General features: G+C 53.1%; 16 protein-coding genes. 7 read left to right on the top strand and 9 right to left on the bottom strand.

The genetic code is table 11. The features are described from left to right. The first annotated feature begins 134 nt into the window (after positions 1-134). Entirely contained in the window at positions 135-1676 is a 1542-nt protein-coding gene (locus tag AD948_RS07745; protein ID WP_061471392.1) for a flippase, read from the top strand. 63 nt (positions 1677-1739) lie between these two features. Here the strand turns inward: AD948_RS07745 and AD948_RS07740 are convergent, their stop codons facing one another. Further along, the gene (locus tag AD948_RS07740; RefSeq protein ID WP_061471391.1) at positions 1740-2702 is read right to left on the bottom strand and encodes a hypothetical protein; all 963 of its coding nucleotides are present in this window, start codon (positions 2700-2702) and stop codon (positions 1740-1742) included. A 440-nt stretch (positions 2703-3142) separates the two neighbouring features. Between AD948_RS07740 and AD948_RS07730 the strand changes: the two genes are divergently transcribed. The 5 genes from AD948_RS07730 (at position 3143) to AD948_RS07715 (ending at position 9704) form a co-directional block, all read left to right on the top strand. Next, positions 3143-4831: a Na+/H+ antiporter gene (locus AD948_RS07730; protein ID WP_061471389.1), complete on the top strand. Its 1689-nt coding sequence runs from the start codon at positions 3143-3145 to the stop codon at positions 4829-4831. Positions 4832-5006: 175 nt separating this feature from the next. Beyond that, complete coding sequence (locus AD948_RS18160) at positions 5007-5153, top strand: hypothetical protein (RefSeq protein WP_006557998.1); 147 nt, start codon at positions 5007-5009, stop codon at positions 5151-5153. 23 nt (positions 5154-5176) lie between these two features. Further along, the gene (locus AD948_RS07725) at positions 5177-7633 is read left to right on the top strand and encodes a membrane-bound PQQ-dependent dehydrogenase, glucose/quinate/shikimate family (RefSeq protein ID WP_006557997.1); all 2457 of its coding nucleotides are present in this window, start codon (positions 5177-5179) and stop codon (positions 7631-7633) included. A gap of 65 nt (positions 7634-7698) precedes the next feature. Then, complete coding sequence (locus AD948_RS07720) at positions 7699-8589, top strand: transporter (RefSeq protein WP_006557996.1); 891 nt, start codon at positions 7699-7701, stop codon at positions 8587-8589. 143 nt (positions 8590-8732) lie between these two features. Then, the gene (locus AD948_RS07715) at positions 8733-9704 is read left to right on the top strand and encodes a helix-turn-helix domain-containing protein (RefSeq protein WP_061471388.1); all 972 of its coding nucleotides are present in this window, start codon (positions 8733-8735) and stop codon (positions 9702-9704) included. Here AD948_RS07715 and AD948_RS07710 read toward each other — a convergent pair. Genes AD948_RS07710 through AD948_RS07695 form a run of 4 tightly spaced genes read right to left on the bottom strand, consistent with a single transcriptional unit; the run spans position 9688 to position 17035 of the window. After that, on the bottom strand, positions 9688-10707 hold the full coding sequence (locus tag AD948_RS07710; protein WP_061471407.1) for a bifunctional enoyl-CoA hydratase/phosphate acetyltransferase: 1020 nt from the start codon (positions 10705-10707) through the stop codon (positions 9688-9690). The two genes, AD948_RS07715 and AD948_RS07710, sit on opposite strands and share 17 nt — an antisense overlap. 21 nt (positions 10708-10728) lie before the next feature. After that, the gene (locus AD948_RS07705; protein ID WP_061471387.1) at positions 10729-11730 is read right to left on the bottom strand and encodes a dihydroorotate dehydrogenase-like protein; all 1002 of its coding nucleotides are present in this window, start codon (positions 11728-11730) and stop codon (positions 10729-10731) included. A 23-nt stretch (positions 11731-11753) separates the two neighbouring features. Continuing rightward, positions 11754-15329: a pyruvate:ferredoxin (flavodoxin) oxidoreductase gene (gene nifJ / locus AD948_RS07700; protein ID WP_061471386.1), complete on the bottom strand. Its 3576-nt coding sequence runs from the start codon at positions 15327-15329 to the stop codon at positions 11754-11756. A 14-nt stretch (positions 15330-15343) separates the two neighbouring features. Continuing rightward, positions 15344-17035, bottom strand: coding sequence for an NAD(P)-binding protein (locus tag AD948_RS07695; protein ID WP_248845963.1), 1692 nt, complete (start codon positions 17033-17035; stop codon positions 15344-15346). A 453-nt stretch (positions 17036-17488) separates the two neighbouring features. On the opposite strand from AD948_RS07695, the gene AD948_RS07690 reads away from it, so the two are divergent. After that, the gene (locus tag AD948_RS07690) at positions 17489-18163 is read left to right on the top strand and encodes a TetR/AcrR family transcriptional regulator (protein ID WP_006557990.1); all 675 of its coding nucleotides are present in this window, start codon (positions 17489-17491) and stop codon (positions 18161-18163) included. 34 nt (positions 18164-18197) lie between these two features. Here AD948_RS07690 and AD948_RS07685 read toward each other — a convergent pair whose 3' ends face one another. From AD948_RS07685 to AD948_RS07670, 4 genes are read right to left on the bottom strand one after another with little or no spacing between them, the layout of a single operon-like run. Then, the gene (locus AD948_RS07685; protein ID WP_061471385.1) at positions 18198-18956 is read right to left on the bottom strand and encodes an ABC transporter ATP-binding protein; all 759 of its coding nucleotides are present in this window, start codon (positions 18954-18956) and stop codon (positions 18198-18200) included. Continuing rightward, a complete protein-coding gene (locus AD948_RS07680) occupies positions 18956-19960 on the bottom strand; it encodes a FecCD family ABC transporter permease (protein ID WP_061471384.1) in 1005 nt (334 codons plus the stop codon). Before AD948_RS07680 ends, AD948_RS07685 begins: the two co-directional genes overlap by 1 nt. Next, positions 19957-20805 carry an ABC transporter substrate-binding protein gene (locus tag AD948_RS07675; RefSeq protein ID WP_061471383.1) on the bottom strand — a complete coding sequence of 283 codons (849 nt, stop codon included), beginning with the start codon at positions 20803-20805 and terminating at the stop codon, positions 19957-19959. Before AD948_RS07675 ends, AD948_RS07680 begins: the two co-directional genes overlap by 4 nt. Further along, positions 20805-22892, bottom strand: coding sequence for a TonB-dependent receptor plug domain-containing protein (locus tag AD948_RS07670; protein WP_408736058.1), 2088 nt, complete (start codon positions 22890-22892; stop codon positions 20805-20807). The genes AD948_RS07675 and AD948_RS07670 overlap by 1 nt, the downstream gene beginning before the upstream one ends. Positions 22893-23011: the final 119 nt, after the last annotated feature.

The raw sequence follows: 23011 nt of genomic DNA, 5'->3' as shown, positions 1-23011 counted from the left end.
ACCACAGAAACATCATGTATTTTTCCTACTCTCTTTAAAATGTAGAGTTATTTATAAAAATTTAAGAATAACATCTTTTGAGAAAATCTTCTTCTCCTTGAAAAATTCCTCTGAGCAAACAGGACCAAAGCGTGATGACAGTTACGGACCGTGCAAATCTGACACGCATGCGCACTGTTCTGTTCAATTCAGGATGGAATATGCTGGGCCGTATTGGCCCCGTTGCCGTTGCTGTTCTGGTGACACCTTATCTGGTGAGCAAACTGGGCCTTTCACGTTGGGGTGTGCTGACAATTGCCCTTAGCCTGATTGGCACATTTGGTATTTTCGATTTTGGGCTTGGCAGGGCACTAACACGGGCGATAGCGGAATATGTTGCAGAAGGAAGAGATAAGGAAAGCGCAACACTAACGCTTACAGGGATTCTTACACTCGGTTTTTTTGGGCTTATCGGCGGTCTATGTGCGGCCTTTTTTGTGCGCATATGGGTTTATAATGGCCTGAAAATTCCTGCTGAGCTGCAACAGGAAACTGTGGTGGCTATGTGGATTTTGTGCGCGACGGCCCCCCTTGTTATGATGAATGCCGCGATGTGGGGCGTTATGTCCGCTTACCAGGCTTTCCGTAATGCCAACCTTTTGAATATCCCCATTTCTGTTCTTTACTACGTTGCGCCTCTTTTGATTCTACAGGTGTGGGACAGCCTGATAGGCGTTATGTTGATGCTGGCTCTTTGCAGGCTGGCAATGACAATTGGATATTCCTTTATCTGCATCCGTCTTATGCCAAGCCTTTTAACGGCGCGCCCCTCCTTCAATTTGCTGCGGCCGCTATTTCGGATTGGAGGATGGATGACCATCTCCAATCTGATGTTTCCCGTGTTGTCCTATATGGATCGCTTCATGATTGCGACTGTGCTTTCAGCCGCAACAACAGCTTATTACACAACACCTTTTGATGTTGTGGCGCGCCTGTCCATGATCACGTTGGCCGTCAGCAGTACCGCCTATCCGGCAATGGCTGCCTCCTGGCGCAAGGATGCACTCACAACCATTACGCTCTATCGCAACAGTATCCTGACGGTTGTGTGCCTGTTGTTCCCTTTTTGCTTTATCGGCGCTCTCTACAGTCACGATATTCTTGCTTTGTGGGTGGGTGACAATTTTGCGCAACATAGCACTGTCATCATGAAATATCTTAGTATTGGAGTCTTTTTTTTCGGGATAGATGCTGTTGCCGCAGGCTTTCTAGATGGTATTGGACGAGCAGAAGTGAATGCCATTCTGTCCATTGTGGAGGCGTTACTCTACGCTCCACTCCTTTTGCTCTTCCTGCATTGGTTTGGTGTGAATGGTGCCGCTTTTGTCTGGGCCGGACGTAGCATTTTTGATAGTGTCGCTAGAATTACAATAGGTATTCGTCTTTATCCGACACTCTCTTCTGTCGTGAAACATCTGGCCCCAATGGCTCTGACTGGACTGGGAATTATGATTTTATCTCTTCCCCCCACACAGCACATGACCCGTGTTGTTATCTGTTTGATTGGGCTGATACTTTTTTATGGCATAATCTGGATGCAGGCGATCACGCCTGAAGAAAGAACCTCCTTCTTTCATATGCTCCTGCATCTGAAAACAATCGGGCGCAAAACTCTCTCCCGCGGTCGTGCGGATTAGTCATCTTCAAAGAAGCCTCTTGAATTGGCGTCTGATTAAAGTGCGCTTCTTTCTCTTATCACCTTACATTTTATCGGTTATTTTCCTGTAATCCTGCCCGTCCCATGTTACAATTTTTCCTGGACCACACACAGCCCCCTTTGTGCCGCCAAAGCCAAAAAGAGTGGCCGGGATCTTGATATTATTGTATGGAAGACTGGTTTCAACATAACATGGTTGCTTGGGATTTTTTGCGTCCCATCCATCCACTGTTATCGTTGACCCTGGGCTCATATAGAGTGAGCCAGCAGGCACACCAACAAGAGCGGACAAGACTATTTCCGGTTTTTCTGTTTCAGAATTTTCAATATGCCCTGTAAAAGATGTAGGGCCCCGGAGAATCATTTGCTGGGTATTGAAATCGAAGCTGGTACCTTCAAAATCAAATTCCCAACACGATTCCTCATCAATTCCGGCAATGGCGTTGTTATAAATTGTTCCGCCCACAAACATTGAACGCTCGCCGGCATTATAGGCGCCCGGTTGGGTGTAAATACCAATATTTCCGTTTCCAATAACAACGTTGAACATATCAACGCCCCATACATTATCACCAAAGGATAGTCCATGGTTGAACCCCTGAATGGAAACACTGGATAACGTAATTTCAGCGTTGATATTATGATTCTTGTTATCAGTATAATTCATTGTTATGCCATCAATGGATTTGTTTCCATGTAGCGTTATATTTTCCAGTTTGTTTATGCTTTCCTTCTGCGCACGGGGAAACCCTTCCTGTGACACATAAAAACAGGTGCCGCTTTTCATGGCACATTCAAATGTGCCGTTTTTGATCGTCACCAGATCGGGATTGATTTTTAAGGGGCGGGTTAAGGTTTTTGTTTTCCCCTGAAGGTCAAAAAGGCAGCTTCGCTTGCCTGCGTAACAGCTATTAAGCTCGTCTTGCAGGTCTGCACCATCATCAGCCAGAGCAGCCGCAAGAGGTATAAAGAGACCAAGCGTTGTCAGACACACAAAGAGTTTCATCGCAAACCCACCTCACAATGAGAAGCGTCTGTGCATCCGAAAAACTCCGCCCCAGTAAGAGGCGAGAATAGTCTTTCTTGCGTTTTTGGCTGGGTGCATGACACTTGATTTATCTGAAAGCCGGTCTGCCGCCCTAAGTTCCCACGCGGCAGCAAGAAACAGGCTTTCAAGGCACAAGCCTGCACAAAAACCTCTTTCTACTGGTGGAGAGATTTTTCTGGAAAAGAGCATCCCGCCTGTAAAACGGACAGAAGCGAAATCTGTCTTGAGAGGATAATGCTCAAAATAGGCCCACGTGCCATGCCCGGCCGTCAAGTGTGGCCCTGCCGCAGACCACCTCATCATTGTGACCTTTTTTCTACATAATGTGACCCTATAGTCGCATAAATTTCGGTATGGGCTTGGCCGATGGGTGGTTCTGGACGGGATAAGAGAGCTTTATGAACATCTTATTTATTGTGCTTGCGTTGCTGACTGTTACCGGCCTGACTGCTTTATTGGCAAAAATCTGCCGCATTCCGCTCCCCCTGCCTCTGATACAGATTGCCATAGGCAGCCTGACCGCACTTGGCGGCTTACAGGTTGGTTTTGATCCTGATATTTTTCTTCTCCTGTTTATTCCTCCTTTGCTGTTTGCTGATGCCTACCGCATGCCGATGCGCGAGTTTGGGGAATTGCGGAATGTGATTATCTTCCTGGCCCTCGGGCTGGTTGTTTTCACCACCATCGGGTGTGGTTATTTTATCCATTGGCTTATCCCGCCCATTATTCTGCCTGCCGCTTTTGCTTTGGCTGCCGTCCTTTCCCCCACAGATGCCGTTTCTGTTGGCAGCATGATTGAAGGGGGAAAAGCCCCTGCCCGCGTTGTGCACATTCTGCATGGTGAAGCCCTGCTGAACGATGCCTCTGGTCTGGTGTGCTTCAAGTTTGCAGTGGTTGCCGCCATGACAGGAATTTTCTCTTTCCAGCATGCGCTGGAGGTGTTTTTCATCATGTCTGTTGGCGGCGTACTGATTGGGTGCGCTCTGGCTTGGGCGGCCTGCCGGGCGGAACATCTGCTGCTGGTGCGCGGGTATGATGATGCCCCCACCCACATTACGCTTGCCATGATTCTGCCCTTTGCAATTTACCTTATTGCGGACAGCCTGCATTGTTCAGGCATCCTCGCAGCCGTTGCTGGCGGTATGACCGTAAAATTCACGGGGGTGATGAACGAAGCCACCACAGAAACGCGCCTGCGTGCCGCTACAGTGTGGGACATGGTGAACTTCACCTTCAATGCGGCCATCTTTCTGCTGCTGGGTTTGCAATTGCCGCAACTGGTGCGCAACGGCTTTCAGCTTGCGCGTGAAGGGGGCGTTTCTCCGTGGAAATTGCTTGTCGCCATTCTCCTGATCCAGCTTATCATGAGCGTCACCCGTTTTTTCTGGATCTGGCTTTCCACAACCGCGCGCCGCATCATTGCGCGGATACGGCACCGCAATACGGTTATTCCTTCCCTCCGCACCATGGCGGTCATGACTGTTGCAGGAACGCGGGGTGCCCTGACACTAGCGGCCATCCTTTCCCTTCCTGTTGCGACAGCGGCTTCAACCGGCTTTCCGGGCCGGGACCTTCTGGTAACACTGGCGGCAGGGGTGATCATCTGTTCGCTACTTCTGGCAAGCATGACCATGCCGCCGCTTCTGGCGGGACTGGCCCCGGACGACAATGACCCGACCCAGCGGGAACTCAGCGCCATGCGGATCGAACTGGCGCAGGTGGCGCTGCATTTTCTTCACAAACAACAAAGTGAACTGTCTGAACGTGATGAGGATGAGAACGAGTCGCATGATTTGAAGCAGGAGGCCATCTCACGACTGCTTCATGAATATCAGGACATGCAGAAGCGTCTGGACGATACGGAAGCGGCGGAAGATGAAATTCGACTGACAGCCATTCGTGAAAAAAGGACTGAATTGTCATTACGGTTTCATATTATTCGTACAATGCGGGAACTGCTGCATAAACGTGTTGTTGAAAAACGCATTAATGATGAAACAGAATGGACAATTCGTCAGGAACTCGATTTCATGGAGCGTGAACTTCAGATTGAAGCAAAAGCACTTCCTTCCACACATGATGCCTGACACTCGGCTTTTATTACGTCTGAAGCACTCACGTCCCTTTTTTCACGTCTCCGAGACTGTTTTCCACACAAGGTGGTGGCGCACCGCTCGTCCCACAGGGAAAGGAGTCTCCGTGTGAAGCCTCCCCACTGCATACGGGGCAAAAGTGTGTCAGACCGTCTGAAGTGTCTCATCCGTGAAACAGTTCCGGTTTTTTGCTACAAACATCGGTGACCAACCCTCTTTCAGTAGTGACAATTTCAAGGCACTTCCTGTTCATCAGACACGCTGGTCGCTGACAGACGTGGAACTGATTGCTTCACAGGCTGCTCTGGCCGATTGAACACACTCTGAGAGAAACACATCATGCAAGAGAGTAATAAGGGGTTAATTTCCATAATAACCTCAGCCTTACTGACTCTTATTGGGCTGTTCCTGTTTCTGGGAGGGGCTGAACTGCTCTTCCTTGGCGGGTCCTGGTTCTATATTCTGGCGGGCGGTGTACTGCTTGCCATTGTCTTCAGTAGCTTCAAAAACCCAAAACTGGCCGCCCGCCTGTATGCAGCCCTGCTGCTGGTGGCCACCATCTGGTCCCTCTTTGAAGTTGGCTTCAATATCTGGGGGCTGGAAGTTCGTCTTCTTACCCTGATTGGCCTTGGTGTCTGGTTGCTGCTCCCCTGGGTGTGGCGCACGGGCGCAAGCTGGCTTACAGACAAACGCGAAGTGCTGGGTGCGGTTGCCGTCTCCACCTTTGTTGTTTTCGCCAGTTGCTTCTCTTCCTACTCCATCAATGGCAGCGTGCCGGCTGACCGCATGAACGCGCAGGGCCAGAGCGACATGGCCTCTGATGGCGTGCCGGATGGAGACTGGTCTGCCTATGGCCGGACAGTGGGCGGAGACCGTTATTCTCCTCTGGGCCAGATCACCACTGCCAATGTCAGCCACCTGAAACGGGCTTGGACGACGCGCACGGGTGACGTGCAGCAGGAAGGTGAAGGAACGGTTGCTGGCCCGGATCAGGGCCATGAGTTCAACCTGGAACTGACCCCCATCAAGGTTGGGGACACACTTTATATGTGTACCCCCCATAGCTGGGTGATGGCTGTGGATGCAGCTACTGGCAAGATCAAATGGAAGTTCGATCCCAAGCCCAACACGGCTGATCTGGACAAGAACGTCTATCTGGCCTGCCGTGGCGTGTCCTACTACCACATTCCGGATGAAATCCAGACAAGCTGCCGCAACCGTATCTACTCTCCTGTAGCAGACGTGCGGATGGTGGCGGTCAACGCGGAAACCGGCAAACCGTGTGATGATTTTGGCGATCACGGGTTCATCTCCCTGCGCCAGTATCTGGGCCACGTGCCGCTGGGCTTCCACTTTGTCACCTCTCCGCCCATGGTGGCGAAGAACCGGGTTATTACCGGCGGCTGGATTTTTGATAACCAGGCGAACTTTGAACCCTCTGGCGCCATCCGTGCGTTCAATGCCACCACGGGTGAAATTGAATGGGCATGGGATGCGGGACATACCCCGGAAACCTGGAAACCCGGCCCGGATGATGTGCTGACGCGCGATACCCCCAACGCCTGGGGTGTTTACACGGCAGACCTCAATCTCGGTCTGGTTTACATTCCCACCGGTAACTCTCCGCCGGACAACTGGGGTGGATCACGCCGTCCGTTTGACGATGCCACCTCCTCCGCCACCATTGCACTTGATATTGAAACCGGTGAACGCCGCTGGACGTATCAGACCGTGCATCATGACCTGTGGGATATGGACCTTCCGTCCGGACCTTCCATGGTTGATCTGCCCGGCCCGAACGGGGAGAACGTTCCTGCTCTGGTGCAAAGCACCAAACGCGGGGAATTCTTTGTGCTTGACCGTCGCACCGGCCAGCCTGTGCCCGGTTATCCGGTGGAAGAAAAGCCGGTCCCGACCGCAGGTATTGCTCCGGATGACCGCGTATCTCCCACGCAGCCCTATCCGACAGCCATGCCTTCCCTTACACCGCCTGACCTGAAAGAAACGGACATGTGGGGTGCAACCCTGCTGGATCAGATGATCTGCCGTATCGAGTATCGTCAGTCTGCCTATGAAGGGCAGTTCACACCACCGCATGTTGGCAAGACAACCATTGTCTATCCGGCATTCTATGGCGTAGTGGACTGGCAGGGCATCACCATTGACCCGCAGCGCAAGATCCTACTGGCCAATGCAAGCTATCTGCCGTTCCGTATCAAGCTGGACAAGCGCTCCACGCTGGAAGAAACCGGCAAGCTACCTAAATGGACAGGTCAGGGTGAAGAACCTGCCGCAAAGGGTGACGCTCTTTCTGTCTCCCCGGATTACGGCACACCTTACATTGCCTACACCAACCCCTGGCTGAACCCACTGCAGATTCCCTGCAAAGGGCCGGTATGGGGCACGCTGACTGCAATTGACCTCGTTACGAAGAAGATTGTCTGGCAGCACCCTGTTGGCACAACGCGGGATACGGGGCCTTTCCGGACCCACAACAACCTGCCGCTACCTACCGGGATGTATAATATTGGTGGCAATATTGTAACCAAAGGTGGCGTGGTATTCATGGGTGCCACAGCGGATGACTATCTCCGCGCCTTTGACCTTTCCACCGGCAAGGTGATCTGGCGTGATCGTCTGCCCGCTGGTGGACAGGCAACACCCATGTCTTACGAAGTCGGTGGCAAGCAGTATGTGCTGATTGCTGCTGGTGGCCATGGCGGCCTGGGCACACGCAGTGGTGATTACATCATTGCCTATACGCTCGATGGCGCTCAGGGCTCCAACGCCCAATAAGTGGACATATTGCGGGGCTCCCGGTTCTGACCGGAGCCCCGTTTCTTTTTACGGAAATTCTTCTCATGCGTCTGACAGAAAAGCCGGAGCGGCTGCGCTCTCTGCTTCGTTTGGTCATACCCAGTATGGCACTGGTTTATGCCTCTTCAGCCCGTGCGGCAGACATTACACTCGGGATTATCGGTCCCCACGAATATGATCTGCCGGTTGATTTCAAGCCCTTCAACGTTCTGGTGCAGTACGGGGACGGTAACGCCGCCGGTAACTCTTACAACAGCGTGGGGCAACGGGAAGCGCGTGGCGGCAGCCACACCTGGTCAGGCATGACCAAATACGTGCATTTCCGTAGCTTTGACGCCATTCCGCATGTTGGTTTTGCCTTTGAACTTATTCAAAGCGAAAGCTTCACGCTTGCAGATGGCTCAAATTATGGTGGGTTCGGACCGACCATTGTAGGGCCTGCAGCATGGTTCAAGCCCAATGCGCACAGCACCTTCGGGTTTCAGACCTTCATGCAGACCCCCGTTGGCACACGGGATGCAACATCCCCCAATTACTGGTCCAACATTTCCAGTTTTATCTTTGATTACGAGTGGAAACATTTCAGCTTTGATGGCGATGCAGGAACTGTAACGGGTTCTACAAAACACATCAAAGGGCAACACAGCTATTCCCCTGGTGTTGTATTTTACACAAACCTGCGTTTCAGCTGGAAAGCCACCCAGAAGATCGAACCATTTCTAGCCTTTGACTGGCAGAATGTAACTGGCACGTACGATAATACATCTGGCCACTATCTGGATAATTCAAACAGCCGGGAAATTGCGATGGGCCCGGGTATCATGTTCAATATCTCGAAGCATGTTTCCTTCACCGCCCGCTACTCTCACTCTCTGGAAGGACGCAATACCCCGGAAACAAACGCTTACTACATGAAGTTCGTGTATCTCTGGTAAAGGCACGCCCGCTGCCCCCCTACTTCCCTCACAGAATTTTCTTTAACATATATCGTGAGGTATAGTATCAGGTAGGCCAAAGCTCAAAAAACGGTCTCCTTGCTTCAATAAGGAGGATAAAAAACGAGTTGGCTGGTAACTGCATGAATGGTAAGCAAAAATCTATATCAGAGACGGAAAGTGATAGCCTTTCCCGCCGCCTAACCTACCCTGTTGCGCCCCTGAATGCGCCGCATGTCCAGCAATCGTGGCAGCGCTGTATGTCTGCTTACAATCTGGACCCTGCTCAGGGATGGACAGCAGATGTGCTCTCATCCGCCGAGTTCCTGCATATCAGTAGTCGTTCCGCCATTCTGCTGAAATCCGCCATGGGCGAGATGCGCAGGCTGTTCAAGCTTGTGCAAGGTATGGGCCTGATGGTGTTGCTGGCTGATCCGGACGCCACCATTCTGGCACGCTGTGCGGATGAAACGCATCTTTCCGTCTGCCGCCGCCTGTATCTGCGAAAAGGCGCCATCTGGAACGAAGCCGTAGCTGGAACAAATGGCGTTGGCACCTGCATAAAAGAGCAATGCCCCATTTTTCTGGGACAAGGCGACCATTGGCGTTTCTGTTTTTCCCTTCTGGCCAGTTACGCCGTACCTCTATTTGATGCGCAAGGCCAACTTGCAGGTGCGCTTAACCTTGCTGCGTTAAGCGGAAATACCACCCGCCCTTATGCCGCGCTGGTGACAGAAACACTGATGCTGTCAGGACGCCGGATTGAAGAACAGCTTTTCCGCACACGCTATGAGGGAGACAGAATTCTCACTCTTGGCCCTGCTGAAGACTGCTCCTCCCCTCTGGTTGCAATCAACACCGATGGGGAAGTGACAGGTGCAACCCATGCCGCCCGCACCCTGATGGGCTGGACGGATGATATGATTCAGGACCATCCCCACCTGTTGGGCGAGCTGAACTCAGAAGGCACCGTGAGTTTTGAAAAAGCGGAAGAAAGTGTGATCCGTTCCGCCTTGGCTGGCTGTCAGGGTAACGTAAGCGCCACGGCTCAAAGTCTGGGTGTAAGCCGTGCCACGCTTTACCGTAAAATGAAGGCGCTCAATATTTCTGACTAACGTTGTTACGCGCCAGATAATCTGCATATAGCGCCCCCACAGCAACAGAAGCCAGCCGCGCCTGAACACTATCTGCCCTGCTGGTTAACAGAATGGGAACTTTTGCCCCCAGAACAATACCAGCAGACTCTGCATGGGACATAAAAATCATGTTCTTTGCGAGCATGTTTCCTGATTCAAGATCAGGAGAAACAAGGATTTGGGCGCGGCCCGCCACTGGGGATTCAATACCCTTGATGCGCGCGGCCTCTATGTTAACCGCGTTATCCATGGCAAGCGGACCGTCCAGTATTCCTCCCTGAATCTGCTTCCTTTCCGCCATCTTGCATAAACAGGCGGCATCGACCGTGCCGGGAATTTTGGGGTTCACAACTTCTACCGCAGATAAAAGAGCAACTCTGGGCTCTCCCAGTCCCAACCCGATATGCAGATCAATCGCGTTTTGAACAATATCGCGCTTTGCTTCCAGATCAGGAAAAATGTTGATGGCAGCATCTGTTACAAAAACAAGATCACTATAATCCGGAATAGCCAATAAAAAGACGTGGCTAACACGCCGATTTGTTCTCAACCCCTGATCTGGGGCAACAATGGCATGCATCAGAATATCTGTATGCAGGCTTCCCTTCATCAAGGTGCGCAGCCGCCCTTCCCGGACCAGAGACACGCCCTGTGTTGCGGCTGCTTCCGGCGTAGGAACATCAATAATTTCTGCTTTACCCAGATCATAATTGCATGCTTCCGCCAACTGGGTGATGGTCCGTTTATCGCCAATCAGAACCGGCTGCATGAGGCCATGCTCCGCTGCATCCAGCGCGCCTTCAAGAGCGTGCTGCTCGCAGGGCCAGATAACACCGGTTGACATGGGAGATGATAATCTGGCCGCCCGCGCAATGAGACTTTCAAAAAGCTGATGACTTTTTTGATTTGCAGGCACCGTCATCTCTGCGGCATCCTGAACATACCCGCAGGACACGCTCTCTTTTGAAAAGACCTCAGTCATAATTGACCTTTCAGAAGACATTTATATTTTTTGAGAAGATGCAGTCATCAGAATGCTTCGGTATTCTTCCCGCAGGAACTGCGCCTGATGAGCTGGTGTGCCACGTGCCGCCAAACGGCCACGGACAGAAGCAATGCTCTCTATCCCTTTCTGCTCCATCCAGCAGCGCACCTCTTCCAGCATTGTCTGAATATGCCATGGACCATACTGTAACAGAGCGGATGTGACCATGGTGACATTAGCCCCGGCCAACATGCAACGGATCACATCCGCTCCAGAATTAACCCCTGTTGAAACCGCAAAATCCGTAGAAAAATGGCCAGACAGCAATCCCGTCCACATCAGCGGGAGGCGGAGGTCATAGGAAGAACTGAACCGGAAATCTTCCTCAATACTCATGGAAACAGGGTTAAATCCGGGTTCGTAGAAACGATTGAACAATACCAGACCATCTGCCCCCGCTTCAGCAAGGCGCTTGGCCATATTGCCGGGAGCACTCAGAAAAGGGGACAGTTTTACACTGACCGGAATGGCCACACGGGCTTTTACGGCGCGCAAAATAGTAAGGTAAAGCGCCTCAACCTCTTGCCCGCTCTCATTAAAATCTGTCGGGACACGCCAGAAATTTAATTCGATTGCGGCAGCCCCTGCCTGTTCCATCTTGCTGGCAAAATCTACCCAGCCTGCCAGCGTACACCCATTCAGGCTGGCAATAATGGGCACACCTGCCCGTTCAGCCGCACGCTGTAACACAGTCAACCGTGCATCCAGCGGCGTGCCATAGGAGAGAGCCGGAAAATAGCCAGCAGCCTCAGGCTGGGTCTCCTCTCCCATTTCAAACAGAGCCGCTTCTGCCATTTCCTCCCGCACAATGTCCTCTTCATAGACAGAGGCCATGACAATGGCGGCTGCACCTGCATCCACCACGCGCAGAATACCGTCCAGATCTTTTGTCAGTGGCGATGCGGATGCAACAATGGGATGTTTGAGATCAAGCCCAAGATACCGGGTGGTCAGATCCATTGTGTCTGTCTCCGTTCCCCCGCTCACTTTACATCCTCCCAATGGGGCAGAAAGCGGCTTCCATCACGCGCGGCCATATCTTCATAAACCCGATAGCGTTCATTGGCGGCTGCCTGTGCCTGATCCAACAAGTGCCCGGCTGCTTCCGGATGGGTGCGAGAGAGAATCTTGTAGCGCAGTTCCCGATACGCATAATCCTTCAAAGGAATACGGGGGCGCGTTGAATCCAACCGGAAAGGATTCAGCCCGTTTTTGCGCATCGTCGGATCAAAGCGGAACAGAGGCCAGTACCCTGATGCAACAGCCCGCGCCTGCTGTTTCATGCCTGTGCTCATATCAATACCGTGTGCAATACACTGGGAATAAGCAAGCACCAGCGATGGGCCATCATAGGCTTCCGCCTCTCGCATGGCGATAACAGCCTGCTCCGGGTTAGCGCCCAAGGCAATCTGCGCAACATACACGTTACCATAGGAAATTGCCTGCAACGCCAGATCTTTTCTGGGCACACGCTTTCCGGCTGCGGCAAATTTGGCGGAAGCCCCCAGAGGCGTAGCCTTGGAAGATTGACCACCCGTATTGGAATAAACCTCCGTATCCAGCACCAGAACATTTATGTTCCGCCCTTGTGCAAGCACATGGTCCAGGCCGCCATAATCAATATCATACGCCCAGCCATCACCGCCGATAATCCAGATGGACCGATGCACAAGAAAATCGGCTACCGAAAGAAGCATGATTGCATCGGGCGTTTTAATACCTTTCAGCTTTTCTTTTAGTAACGCAACCCTACGCCGCTGCTCCCCAAGTTCAGCTTCCGTGTGCTGGGTCGAGGCAAGAAGGGCGTTTACCAGTTCCTCTCCAACAACAGCGGACAGCTTCTGCAAAAGCTGGCGGGCAAGAGAGGCCTGTTTGTCCGCCGCTACCCGAAACCCCAATCCAAATTCTGCATTATCTTCAAACAGTGAATTAGACCATGCAACGCCTCGCCCTTCTGCATTGGCTTTCCATGCGTGGGCCGGTGTATTCCCTGCAAAGATGGCGGAACAGCCGGTGGCATTGGCAATCTGAAGTCTGTCTCCAAATAATTGGGACACAAGTTTCAGATAAGGTGCTTCGCCACACCCGGCACACGCACCACTGAATTCAAACAGGGGTTCCAGAAACTGAATACCGCGCACATTGGCCTCATTGATTGAGGCACGATCCATGTCCGGAAGTTTTTCAAAAAATGCAATATTCTGCCGTTCCTGATTCAGGATAGGCAATTTTTCTCCCATATTGATCGCCCGTTTTGAGCCATCTTCCGTTATGGCCGGACAATTTTCCACACAGACACTGCACCCAGTACAATCTTCCACATAGAACTGAAGTGTAAAGCGGGAGGATGGATACCCACGGGCATTGACTGGCGCAGATTTGAAAGAGTCCGGTGCGTCCGCCAGTTCGTCTTCATCATACATTTTGGCGCGTATGACACTATGGGGGCAAACAATGCTGCACTGCCCACACTGAAGGCAGCTATCCGGGTCCCACACAGGTACTTCAACAGCAATATTACGCTTTTCATACTGCGTGGTGCCACCGGGAAATGTTCCATCAACCGGCATATGGCTGACAGGAATCAAGTCTCCCCGCCCCGCCATGATTTCACCCGTTACCTGCTGCACAAACAAGGGGGCATCCGCGGGAATAATCAGCGGCATAGGCACATTACCCGTAGCCTGATCTGGAACAGTTACCTCATGCAATGCCGCTATTGCTGCATCAACGGCTGCATAATTCAGCCTGACAACAGCATCACCTTTTGCACCATATGTTTTCTGAATGGCCTTCTTGATTTCTGCGATTGCTTCTTCTGGGGGCAGAACATTGGAAAGATGGAAAAAGCAGGTCTGCAATATGGTGTTGACCCGTGGCCCCAACCCAAGCTTGAGAGCAACATCAGACGCATTGATCACAAAAAAGCGGAGTTTCTTGCTGACAATCTGATCCTGCACCTTGCGTGGAAGCTGGTCCCATACATCTTCAACGGAGTACGGACTATTGAGGAGAAATGTAGCGCCAGAGTTGGCCGCTCCCAGAACATCCCGCCGGAACAAAAAATCAAACTTGTGGCAGGCAACAAAATCAGCATGACGGATCAGGTAAGGAGCCGTGATGGGCTGCTTGCCAAAACGCACGTGTGAGACTGTCTGGCCGCCAGATTTATGGGAGTCATAATCAAAATAGGCCTGAGCATACCAGCCGGGCTTCTCGCTTAGAATTTTGACGCTATTCTTGTTTGCACCAACGGTACCATCGGCACCAAGGCCATAAAACAGACAGCGCACAGTACCAGCAGGTTCAATATCAAATGTCTCATCATAGTCCAGATGGGTATGACCAACATCGTCAATAATACCGACTGTAAATCGGTTTTTTGGGACAGGTTTTGAGAGTTCATCAAAGACCGCACGGGCCATGCCGGGATTGAAATCACGGGAAGAGAGACCATAGCGTCCGCCTATCACCTTAGGCATGTGCGGGAATGCGCCATCGGCCACGGCTTCCGCCAGAACACTCACCACATCTGCATGCAGGGGTTCCATCGGCGCGCCTGGCTCCTTGGTACGGTCCAGAACCGCGATGGACGTCACACTTTTCGGCAACGCCGCAATAAAATGTTTTGCTGAAAAAGGCCGATATAACCTGACCTGCAGGCACCCGACCTTTTCACCCTGCTGACACAGCCATTTTGCCGTCTCCCGCACCACCTCAGCGCCGGACCCCATGCAGATCACCACACGATCCGGATCTGGTGCGCCATCATACTGGAAAAGATCGTAAGACCGGCCGGTGAGTGTGGCAAAGCGCTGCATGGCGGCCTGCACATGATCAGGCACACGCTCATAAAACGGGTTAACCGACTCCCTTGTCTGAAAATATGTATCCGGGTTCTGCCATGTTCCCCGAATAAACGGGTGTTCCGGACTCAACGCACGCTGCCGGTGTGCCAGAACATGCGTTTCATCAATCATGGCGCGGATGACATCATCAGGCACCAGCGTGACGCCGTTATATTCATGAGATGTCCGGAAACCATCTGCAAAATGAATAAATGGAACCCGCGCCGCCAACGTTGCCGCCTGAGCGATAAGGGCGAGATCATGGGCTTCCTGCACGGAACTGGCACCCAGAAGCGCAAAGCCCGTTGTGCGGGCCACCATGATATCCTGATGATCACCAAAAATGGAGGATGCGCCAGCAGCAAGTGCCCGTGCGGCAACATGGAAGACTGTTGATGTCAGTTCACCTGCAATCTTGAACATGTTGGGCAGCATGAGCATCAGCCCCTGCGAGGAGGTAAAAGTGGTGGTCAACGCACCAGATTGCAGGGAACCATGCACACACCCCGCGGCACCCCCTTCCGCCTGCATTTCCTGCACAAGAGGGATTTCTCCCCAGATGTTCTGCACGCCCTGATCTGACCAGGTATCCGCCAATTCCGCCATGGGGGAAGAGGGGGTGATAGGATAAATGGCGCAAACCTCATTGACCCGATAGGCAATGTGGGCAACTGCGGTGTTTCCATCTGTTGTGATTGTCTGTTCGGTCATCACCCGTTCCCTCCTTATGCCCGCACTTTGAACTGCGTTGGCGTAATGGGCTCTCCAAGGCTGCCAACAGGTGCTGCTGCATCTGTTGGTTCAGGCATCATTTCTATGGCATGGCAGGGGCATTGTTCCGCACACACGGCACAGCCGGAACACAGATCGAGAGAGACAGAGTATCCGTTTCCGTGCCCCAACCGGGTTATGGCTTGCTCCGGGCAGGCGGCGTAACAATTATCGCACTCATAGCAATTACCGCAGGAAAGGCAGCGGCCGGCTTCATAACGGGCCGCCTTTTCCGTAAGCCCTCCGGTTATTTCCGAAAAATCTTTTCGATCTTCAGTATCTTTGACAGGCTGCTTTTGGCGTGTAGTCTCCCTGTAATCAGGCAGATGCAGCATATCTGCTGTCACCAACGGATGCGTATCAGGGTGCTGGTATCGCCTGCCAGCCAGATAGGCATCTATTGCGCGAGCAGCGCGTTTTCCGTGGCCGGTTGCGGCGGTCATGGTTCGTGCGCCACCAATGCAGTCTCCGCCAGCAAAAATACCGGAGTGGCCCGTCATCAGAACTGCCGGATCAACATCAATCGTATCATGTGTGTTGACCGTAACTCCGGGCGCTTTTTTCACAAGGGAGAGATCACTATGTTGGCCAACCGCCATCACCACGGCATCGGCGGGTAGATGTGTGGTTTCCCCTGTTGGGGTAACGCTGCCGTCCGGGTTCAGCGTCACTTTTTCTATGGTCACGCCATCCGTGCCAAAATGGTCAACAACACTGAGCCATTTGATTTTCACCCCCTCGGCAAATGCCTCGGCGGCTTCCGCCGGAAGGGCCTCCATATGCGCTGCATCGTAACGGAAAACCAGAACTGTATCCTGCGCACCGAGCCGCTCAGCTGTTCGGGCCGCATCCATGGCGACATTGCCGCCGCCGACAACCGCTACCGAACGCCCGAGGAACGGTCTGCCGCCCTTGCTCACATCCGCCAGCATATCCACCGCATCGATCATGCGTTTACCATCAGATGCCGGGATGTTCAGATGATTGGCAAGTTGCGCACCCACACCCACAAAAACAGCATCAAAACCGCCGTCCTTCTGGGCTTTCAAAACATCATCCACGGCTTCACCACACCGCAAGCTAACGCCCGGCATGGCAGTGATGCGGGCAATTTCCGCCTGAAGCGGCGCACGCGGGAGACGATAGGCGGGAATACCGTGCATCATCATGCCGCCCGGTTCAGCCGCGGCATCCCGAATTTCCACCTGATGCCCTAACCGTGCCAGATGATAGGCGCAGGACAACCCAGCCGGACCGGCCCCAACAACCAGGACTTTCTTGCCTGTTGGCGGAGCAGCCTGAAAACTCCAGCCATTCTGAAGCGCCAGATCACCCAGAAAACGTTCCACGGCATGAATGGCCACTGGCGCATCCAGATCGCCCCGGTTGCAGCTATTTTCACAAGGGTGATAACAGGCGCGCCCATGAACAGACGGCATAGGATTATTGGCTACCAGAGCCTGCCATGCCTTTTGGTAATCACCGGCCTGAGCATGTGAAAGCCAGCCCTGAATATCCTCACCAGCAGGGCAGGCATGGTTACAGGGCGGAAGAAAATCCCGGTAAACTGGCTTCTGCCAGCGTTTGCTCCCGACACCACGCCGGGTTGTTTCCTGCATGGTTTGGGTCATGTCATGACATTTCATCGGCACGTCGCGCTCTCCCCGATTTTTTGTCGCAAGGAAACGCAGAGCGTGCTGCGCGCTCCAGCAGAAAGCTGCCCCATATGGCGCAGCACCCCGACAGGCTTTCTTCCCTACGCCCAAATCGCTATCCCGTGAGCACCATACAATTTGCGACTTTGACGTCAACTTTTTTGGTGGGATTTCATTTTTATTTATTATTAAATTTTGAACCTAATTCCAAAAATAGACACGCATATTTAAGTATATAACCTTGTTTTTAATACAATTCCAAAATCAGAACCTATTTTGTCCTCTATTTTCTATTAAAACGCATAGATTTATAATTTTGACACATTAGTCATAATTATAAGACATCGCCTATGAGGCCGGAGCCATGCTCCTGCGGCTATACTTGTTTGACGTTTTGTGGAAATCTTTAACGTATTGAGGGATTAGCAAGGAGTGTGAACACCGTTGGCACGGCAACAACAGGATAAACTTTCTGAGGACAGTGCAGCAGGCGCCAAAAAGCGTGGGGCTTATCGTGCGTCTCAAAAGCGCGAAATGACGAAAGCCTTCAAGCAGGACGCTCTGGAAAGCGCCGCATGGAAAGTTTTTTCCACTCTTGGTTTTGATGCCGCCACCATACGGGACATTGTTTCCGTCAGCACGGTCTCACCTGGCAGCTTCTATAATTACTACAAAACCAAAGATGTCATTTTTGATCTGCTTCTGATCAAAATTATCCAACGGGTTCGGAGTGCCATTCTACAGTCCCGGTGTGAGACGGATAAGCTGGAGGAGATGCTTGTCAGAAGCCATAATGCCGTGTTGCGCGAGCTACTGAGTATTAGCGGCGCACCCCGTTTTTTTGAACTGAACCAGCACCATGTCCGAGCGCGCCTGTTCAGCATGCCAGAAACAAGCGAGATGCTGGATGATCTGAAAAAAAAGCTGATCCAGACTGTCAGCATGCAGCATATTTCCCCGGATCGCATGAACTTTATTGCGTCCACGGTCCTGACAACCGGGCTGGAAGCATTGCTCTATATCTCCCATAACCCGCTTATGGATATTCAGGATGTTGCCGATCTGAGCGCAAAAATGTCAGCCGCGAGTATTCGTGCTGCCAGCGCCAGAGGAGCCTGAAAAACCGGCTCAAGCGTCTGGAACAACCACTCTCTCACCGGGGAGCTTTTGCCAGATCCCACGGAACCCATCCCTGCTCAATCCGGCGGGTGGTGACGCCATAAACGGACTGAAGAATGTCTTCCGTCAGGCCTGATGGCGGCAGGCTTTTTACGGTTTCTCCGTCCTTCATCAGTACCAGTTGATCGCAGAACCGCGTTGCCAAAAGCAAATCGTGAATAACCAGCACAATGCAGCGGCCCTCCGCCGCAAGCGCCCGCAGAAGATGCATGACCGAGAGCGCGTGGGCCGGATCAAGCGCGGCCACAGCCTCATCCGCCAGCAGCACGGGCGTCTCTGTGCTCAAAGCCCGCGCCAGCATCAAGCGGGCTCTTTCTCCCCCTGAAAGCTGATCTGCAGCACGTCCTGCCAAAGCCTGCAAACCGGTCAGCGCCAGAGCACGACCAACAGCGGGATGATGCTCGGCCTGACTGGCTCCTTCGCCATATGGCAGACGCCCCAGAGATGCGATTTCACGCACAGGCATGGGCGGAAACGGCGGAATATCCTGCGGCATATAAGCCAGCAACCGGGCACGCTCCATTGGCGTGAGCGCAGCAAGGGTATGGCCCTGCACCAAAACAGTCCCTGTGGTGGGCACGGTCAGACCCGCCATGATACGCAAAAGGGTGCTTTTGCCCGCACCATTAGGGCCGATAAGCCCCGTCACACATCCTGCGGGAAAAGTAGCAGACGCGGAACGGAGCAACGTATTCTGGCCAATCTGGCAGGAGAGAGCGGTAACGGTCAGCATCAGAACCCTCCGCGCTTTCTGAACTGGATCACCCTGTGGAAAAACACCGGAGCCCCAATCAGGGCCGTCACAACGCCAATCTGTAATTCCTTGTGCGTGGCGGCCAAACGCACCACCACATCCGCACCCAAAAGCAGTGTTGCGCCACCAAGGAAGGCGGGCAGCAACAGGCGTGATGGCCGATGGCCCGCAAGCCCGCGCAGCAGATGCGGAACAACAAGCCCCACAAACCCGATTGCACCAGAGACGGCAACACAGGACCCAACGGCAAGAGACGTACCCATAACAATACGCATCTGCACGCCTGTGATGCCTTTCAACTGGAAACCGAGCGTTGTGGCGACATCTTCCCCCATAGTCAGAGCATCAAGCGCCCGAGCGGAAGACGCCATAAGAAGAGTACCCAGGACAACACCGGGCAACACCAGCAGGACATCCAACATGGTACGATCAGTCAGAGACCCCATAAGCCAGCGCATGATTTCAAAAGACGCATAAGGGCTTGGTACCAGATTGAGCACCATGGCTGTCAGTGCTGCTGTAAAACTACTGAGTGCCGCACCGGCAAGCAGCAAGACCAAGGCCCCACCCCGCCCCACCAGCATGACCAGCAGGGCGGCTGCCACAAGTGCCCCGGCAAGCCCACCCAGCGGCAGAATAGCAAGCCCCAGTTGCGCGAGCCCCGTATAAAACACGCACACCGCGCCCAGCGCTGCCCCGCCTGACACCCCGAGCAACCCGGGGTCTGCCAGCGGATTACGCAGATAGCCCTGCAACACAGCACCAGAAAGCCCCAGACTTCCCCCCACCATGATAGCCAGCAGCATACGCGGCAGGCGCAGTTCCCCTAAGATAACAGCCTCTGCCGTATGCTGCCCAGCCAGCCATTCCCGCAATGCTTGCGTGAACGAAAACGCATGTTCCCCCCACAACAGGGACACGGCGGAGAGCGCTATAATGCAGGCCACCAGCCCACCATTCAGTATCCAGCCGCGGGTTTTCATTGTGTCCCCTCCGTCTGTATCAGGCCCTCACGCGCCTGACGCAGGAGGTCAACGGCATCCAGTGTCTGAGGCAGGCCGCACAACCACAGGGAGGCGGGAATATCCACCACATGTTTTTTTGAAAAAAACTGTTTCAACACCGGATTATCCAGCATGGCCTGCGCAATGGAATAACCCTGACCAGATCTGTCACGCACCAGAAGATCTGGCTGCTGCGCCAGCAAGGTTTCAAGAGGCACCCTTCCCGCAGCAGTAATACCTGCCACGGTTGAGAGATTACGCAAACCGGCATGTGCCAGCACATCATCTGGCAGGGAATTTGAACCGCCCACAAAGCCGTTGGCTTCATACACCACAGCCACGGGATCATCCGAATGACGCGTCAGACTAAGTTCAGCAAGACGCTTCTGGAAGGCTTCAACCATCTGCCTGCCCCGTTCAGGATGCCCTACCGCCTGCGCCACCTGCATGATCTGGACAGGAATATCCGCGAGAGAAGAAGCCGGAGGGAGTGTGAGGACATGCGCCCCGATCTCCCGCGCGGCTTTTACCGCCACCCGAGCGGTAAACTGCCCTGCCAGCACAACATCAGGGTGGGCACCAATCACGTTTTCCGCCGTAGGAGCAAGAACTGGCATAGCCTGCGCTTTTTGGCAGAGCACCGAACCAGAACAATCCCGCGCCAACGGGCTGAGTCCTGCAATCTCGGCCCGATCCGCCAGCATCAAGCTCAACTGATCCGTACAGAGGTTCAGAGACACAATCCGCGCGGCCGCTTTTACTGGGGCAGGAAGCACCATGCACAGCAGGCCATACAGCCCCAGCCGAAGCAGCCACTGGTACATCAGTAGCTCAGTGTCACGCCACCATATCCCCCTCGGCCGGGCTGAAGATAGCCGATTGGCTCTTCATACTGCCGGTTCAGCAGGTTATCGGCGCGCGCAAAAATGCTGACATAACGGTTAATCTTGTAATTTGCGGCTATATCTACGGTGAAGTAACCATGCCCCTTGCCGCAGGTGCTGCAATAGGATGTTCCTATAACAGGAAGATCGCGCCAGCCACTGACATAAAGAATATTTCCTGAGAACGTCAGATCCTGAATGGGGGTCCAGGTGGTGTTGAAGTTGAATTTGTGCTGCGGTCGGCGCTGCAAAGGCAGATTGCTGCTCAGATCGCGTGCATGGGTCCAGGTATAATTCAGGTTGAAATCAAGCGTTTTAAGCGCCTGCCAGTCCAGAAAGGCTTCCACGCCATACATGCGCGCACGCGCCACGTTGCCATAGGAATACTGATAATAGGGATACCCCCCTACCATCTGAACATTTTCCGTGGACTGGATCAGGTTTTTGACGCGGTTGTCATACCATGTTGCGCCAAAATGCAGTTTGTCGCCCAATAGCTTCTGTTCCACCCCGGCATCATATCCGATCAGTCTTTCAGCCCGTAGGTTCGAGTTACCTGTCTGGGAATAACTGGACCCCACCTGATTGGAAAAAAGCTGATACAGTGTAGGGCCATGAAAACCTGACCCGGCACTGGCTTTGATGATGGTGCCGGTGTGGGGAATATGGATGGAGGGAGCTACCCGCCATGTCACGTAATTTCCGTAACGGGAATTGGAATCATACCGGATATTGGCTGCCCCATACAGAATATGGTTCCAGTTCCCCTGATACTGACCATATCCTGCCGTAGTATCCATGCTGGCCTGTGTATGGTAGCCGGTATCATAGGCAGAAGCAGCCGTATGGCTGGAATCAAACGTATCATGAAAATGTTCGGCGCCAATAAGCAGTGTGCCGTATTTCCTGAAATCAAACGTGCCATGCCAGTCAATCTTGAGGCGGCTTGAGCGATAATAGTCCGGCCCGGTGGCATAAAGGCCCGTTTCGTTCCACCGGTTGCGGTTGGTCATGTACCCAAGACCGATGACCTGATCAAAAAAACCATTGAAAGACACCAGATGCGCCGTACCCCGCACCACGGCCTGATTCATATTGTTCTGTTCCCGCACATTTCCACCGCCATAGGCCTCGCTTTGCAGATCGTACAGGGAATATGTGTGGTAGTTGCTTTGGATCAGACGTGCAGTCAGGCCCAGATCAAAGTTCCGGGTCACATCATAACCAAGCCGGATATTGGCAGACCGGTTATCATTACGGTTGCCTTTGTGCCGCTGCTCCTGCGTGGCACCATAATAGCGCTCAATATATCGCGGGATAGAATGGAAGCCTTCCATGCGGTAGTGGGACAATTCCACATTATAATGGAAGCGCCCTTTGCTGCCGCGCGCGCCTATCACCTGATTGAAGGTGCCATATGATCCGCCTTCTATCCGGACAAACGGTTTGAAACGCCCTTGCCCCTGCGCCGTGGTCATATCAATCACCCCTGCCATGGCATCAGCGCCGTAAAGACCACTTTGTGGGCCACGCAGAATTTCTATCCGACCGAGACCATCCGTTACAAACTGCCCGGCATCAAACATGCCGCTGGCGGAGCTGCCATCGTTCACGTCCATGCCGTCCAGCCGCACCTTTACCTCATTGGCATTGTTGCCGCGCATGAAAATGGCCGTTGTCGCCCCAAACCCGCCAGAGCGCACTACGTTCAGCCCCGGCTGACGTGCCAGAATATCTGGCAACGTGCGGCGCTGCTGGGTCAGCATCTGTTCTTCCGTGATGATGGTAAGAGCCGTGCCAATATCATCTGTTCGGGTAGGAGTACGGGCTGCACTGACTGTTATCAGTTCCGATACCGCCTGACTGGAGAGTGGCTGAGAGGCGGAGGACGCCGATACAGCCACAATCTGTTTTTTGGCAGGCAGACCTTTCTGTGGCTTTGAAACAGGTGCATCAGCCGCCAGTGCGATGCCTCCCCACAGAGTGAAGACGCTGGAACCGACCAGAAGTGTTTTGCGGAACATCAGAGAAAAAGGCCTCGCGGTAAAAAGACGTCGCCACGAGAGAAAGCCTGACGCTGGCTGCTCCCGTCTCTCAGGAACACCCATGGTCCAGTCTGCCTGCTGACACCCCCCGATCAGCATTT

It is taken from the genome of Acetobacter senegalensis (assembly GCF_001580995.1).
In the GTDB taxonomy this organism is placed as follows: Bacteria; Pseudomonadota; Alphaproteobacteria; order Acetobacterales; family Acetobacteraceae; genus Acetobacter; species Acetobacter senegalensis.
This window is presented reverse-complemented; position numbering and strand designations above follow the sequence as displayed.

What these genes read in the sequence shown, in the direction of transcription:
- AD948_RS07745 (WP_061471392.1), top strand. Translation starts at nt 135, where the DNA reads ATGACAGTTACGGACCGTGCAAATCTGACACGCATGCGCACTGTTCTG.
- AD948_RS07740 (WP_061471391.1), bottom strand. Translation starts at nt 2,702, where the DNA reads ATGAAACTCTTTGTGTGTCTGACAACGCTTGGTCTCTTTATACCTCTT.
- AD948_RS07730 (WP_061471389.1), top strand. Translation starts at nt 3,143, where the DNA reads ATGAACATCTTATTTATTGTGCTTGCGTTGCTGACTGTTACCGGCCTG.
- AD948_RS07725 (WP_006557997.1), top strand. Translation starts at nt 5,177, where the DNA reads ATGCAAGAGAGTAATAAGGGGTTAATTTCCATAATAACCTCAGCCTTA.
- AD948_RS07720 (WP_006557996.1), top strand. Translation starts at nt 7,699, where the DNA reads ATGCGTCTGACAGAAAAGCCGGAGCGGCTGCGCTCTCTGCTTCGTTTG.
- AD948_RS07715 (WP_061471388.1), top strand. Translation starts at nt 8,733, where the DNA reads ATGAATGGTAAGCAAAAATCTATATCAGAGACGGAAAGTGATAGCCTT.
- AD948_RS07710 (WP_061471407.1), bottom strand. Translation starts at nt 10,707, where the DNA reads ATGACTGAGGTCTTTTCAAAAGAGAGCGTGTCCTGCGGGTATGTTCAG.
- AD948_RS07705 (WP_061471387.1), bottom strand. Translation starts at nt 11,730, where the DNA reads ATGGATCTGACCACCCGGTATCTTGGGCTTGATCTCAAACATCCCATT.
- nifJ (WP_061471386.1), bottom strand. Translation starts at nt 15,329, where the DNA reads ATGACCGAACAGACAATCACAACAGATGGAAACACCGCAGTTGCCCAC.
- AD948_RS07695 (WP_248845963.1), bottom strand. Translation starts at nt 17,035, where the DNA reads ATGAAATGTCATGACATGACCCAAACCATGCAGGAAACAACCCGGCGT.
- AD948_RS07685 (WP_061471385.1), bottom strand. Translation starts at nt 18,956, where the DNA reads ATGCTGACCGTTACCGCTCTCTCCTGCCAGATTGGCCAGAATACGTTG.
- AD948_RS07680 (WP_061471384.1), bottom strand. Translation starts at nt 19,960, where the DNA reads ATGAAAACCCGCGGCTGGATACTGAATGGTGGGCTGGTGGCCTGCATT.
- AD948_RS07675 (WP_061471383.1), bottom strand. Translation starts at nt 20,805, where the DNA reads ATGTACCAGTGGCTGCTTCGGCTGGGGCTGTATGGCCTGCTGTGCATG.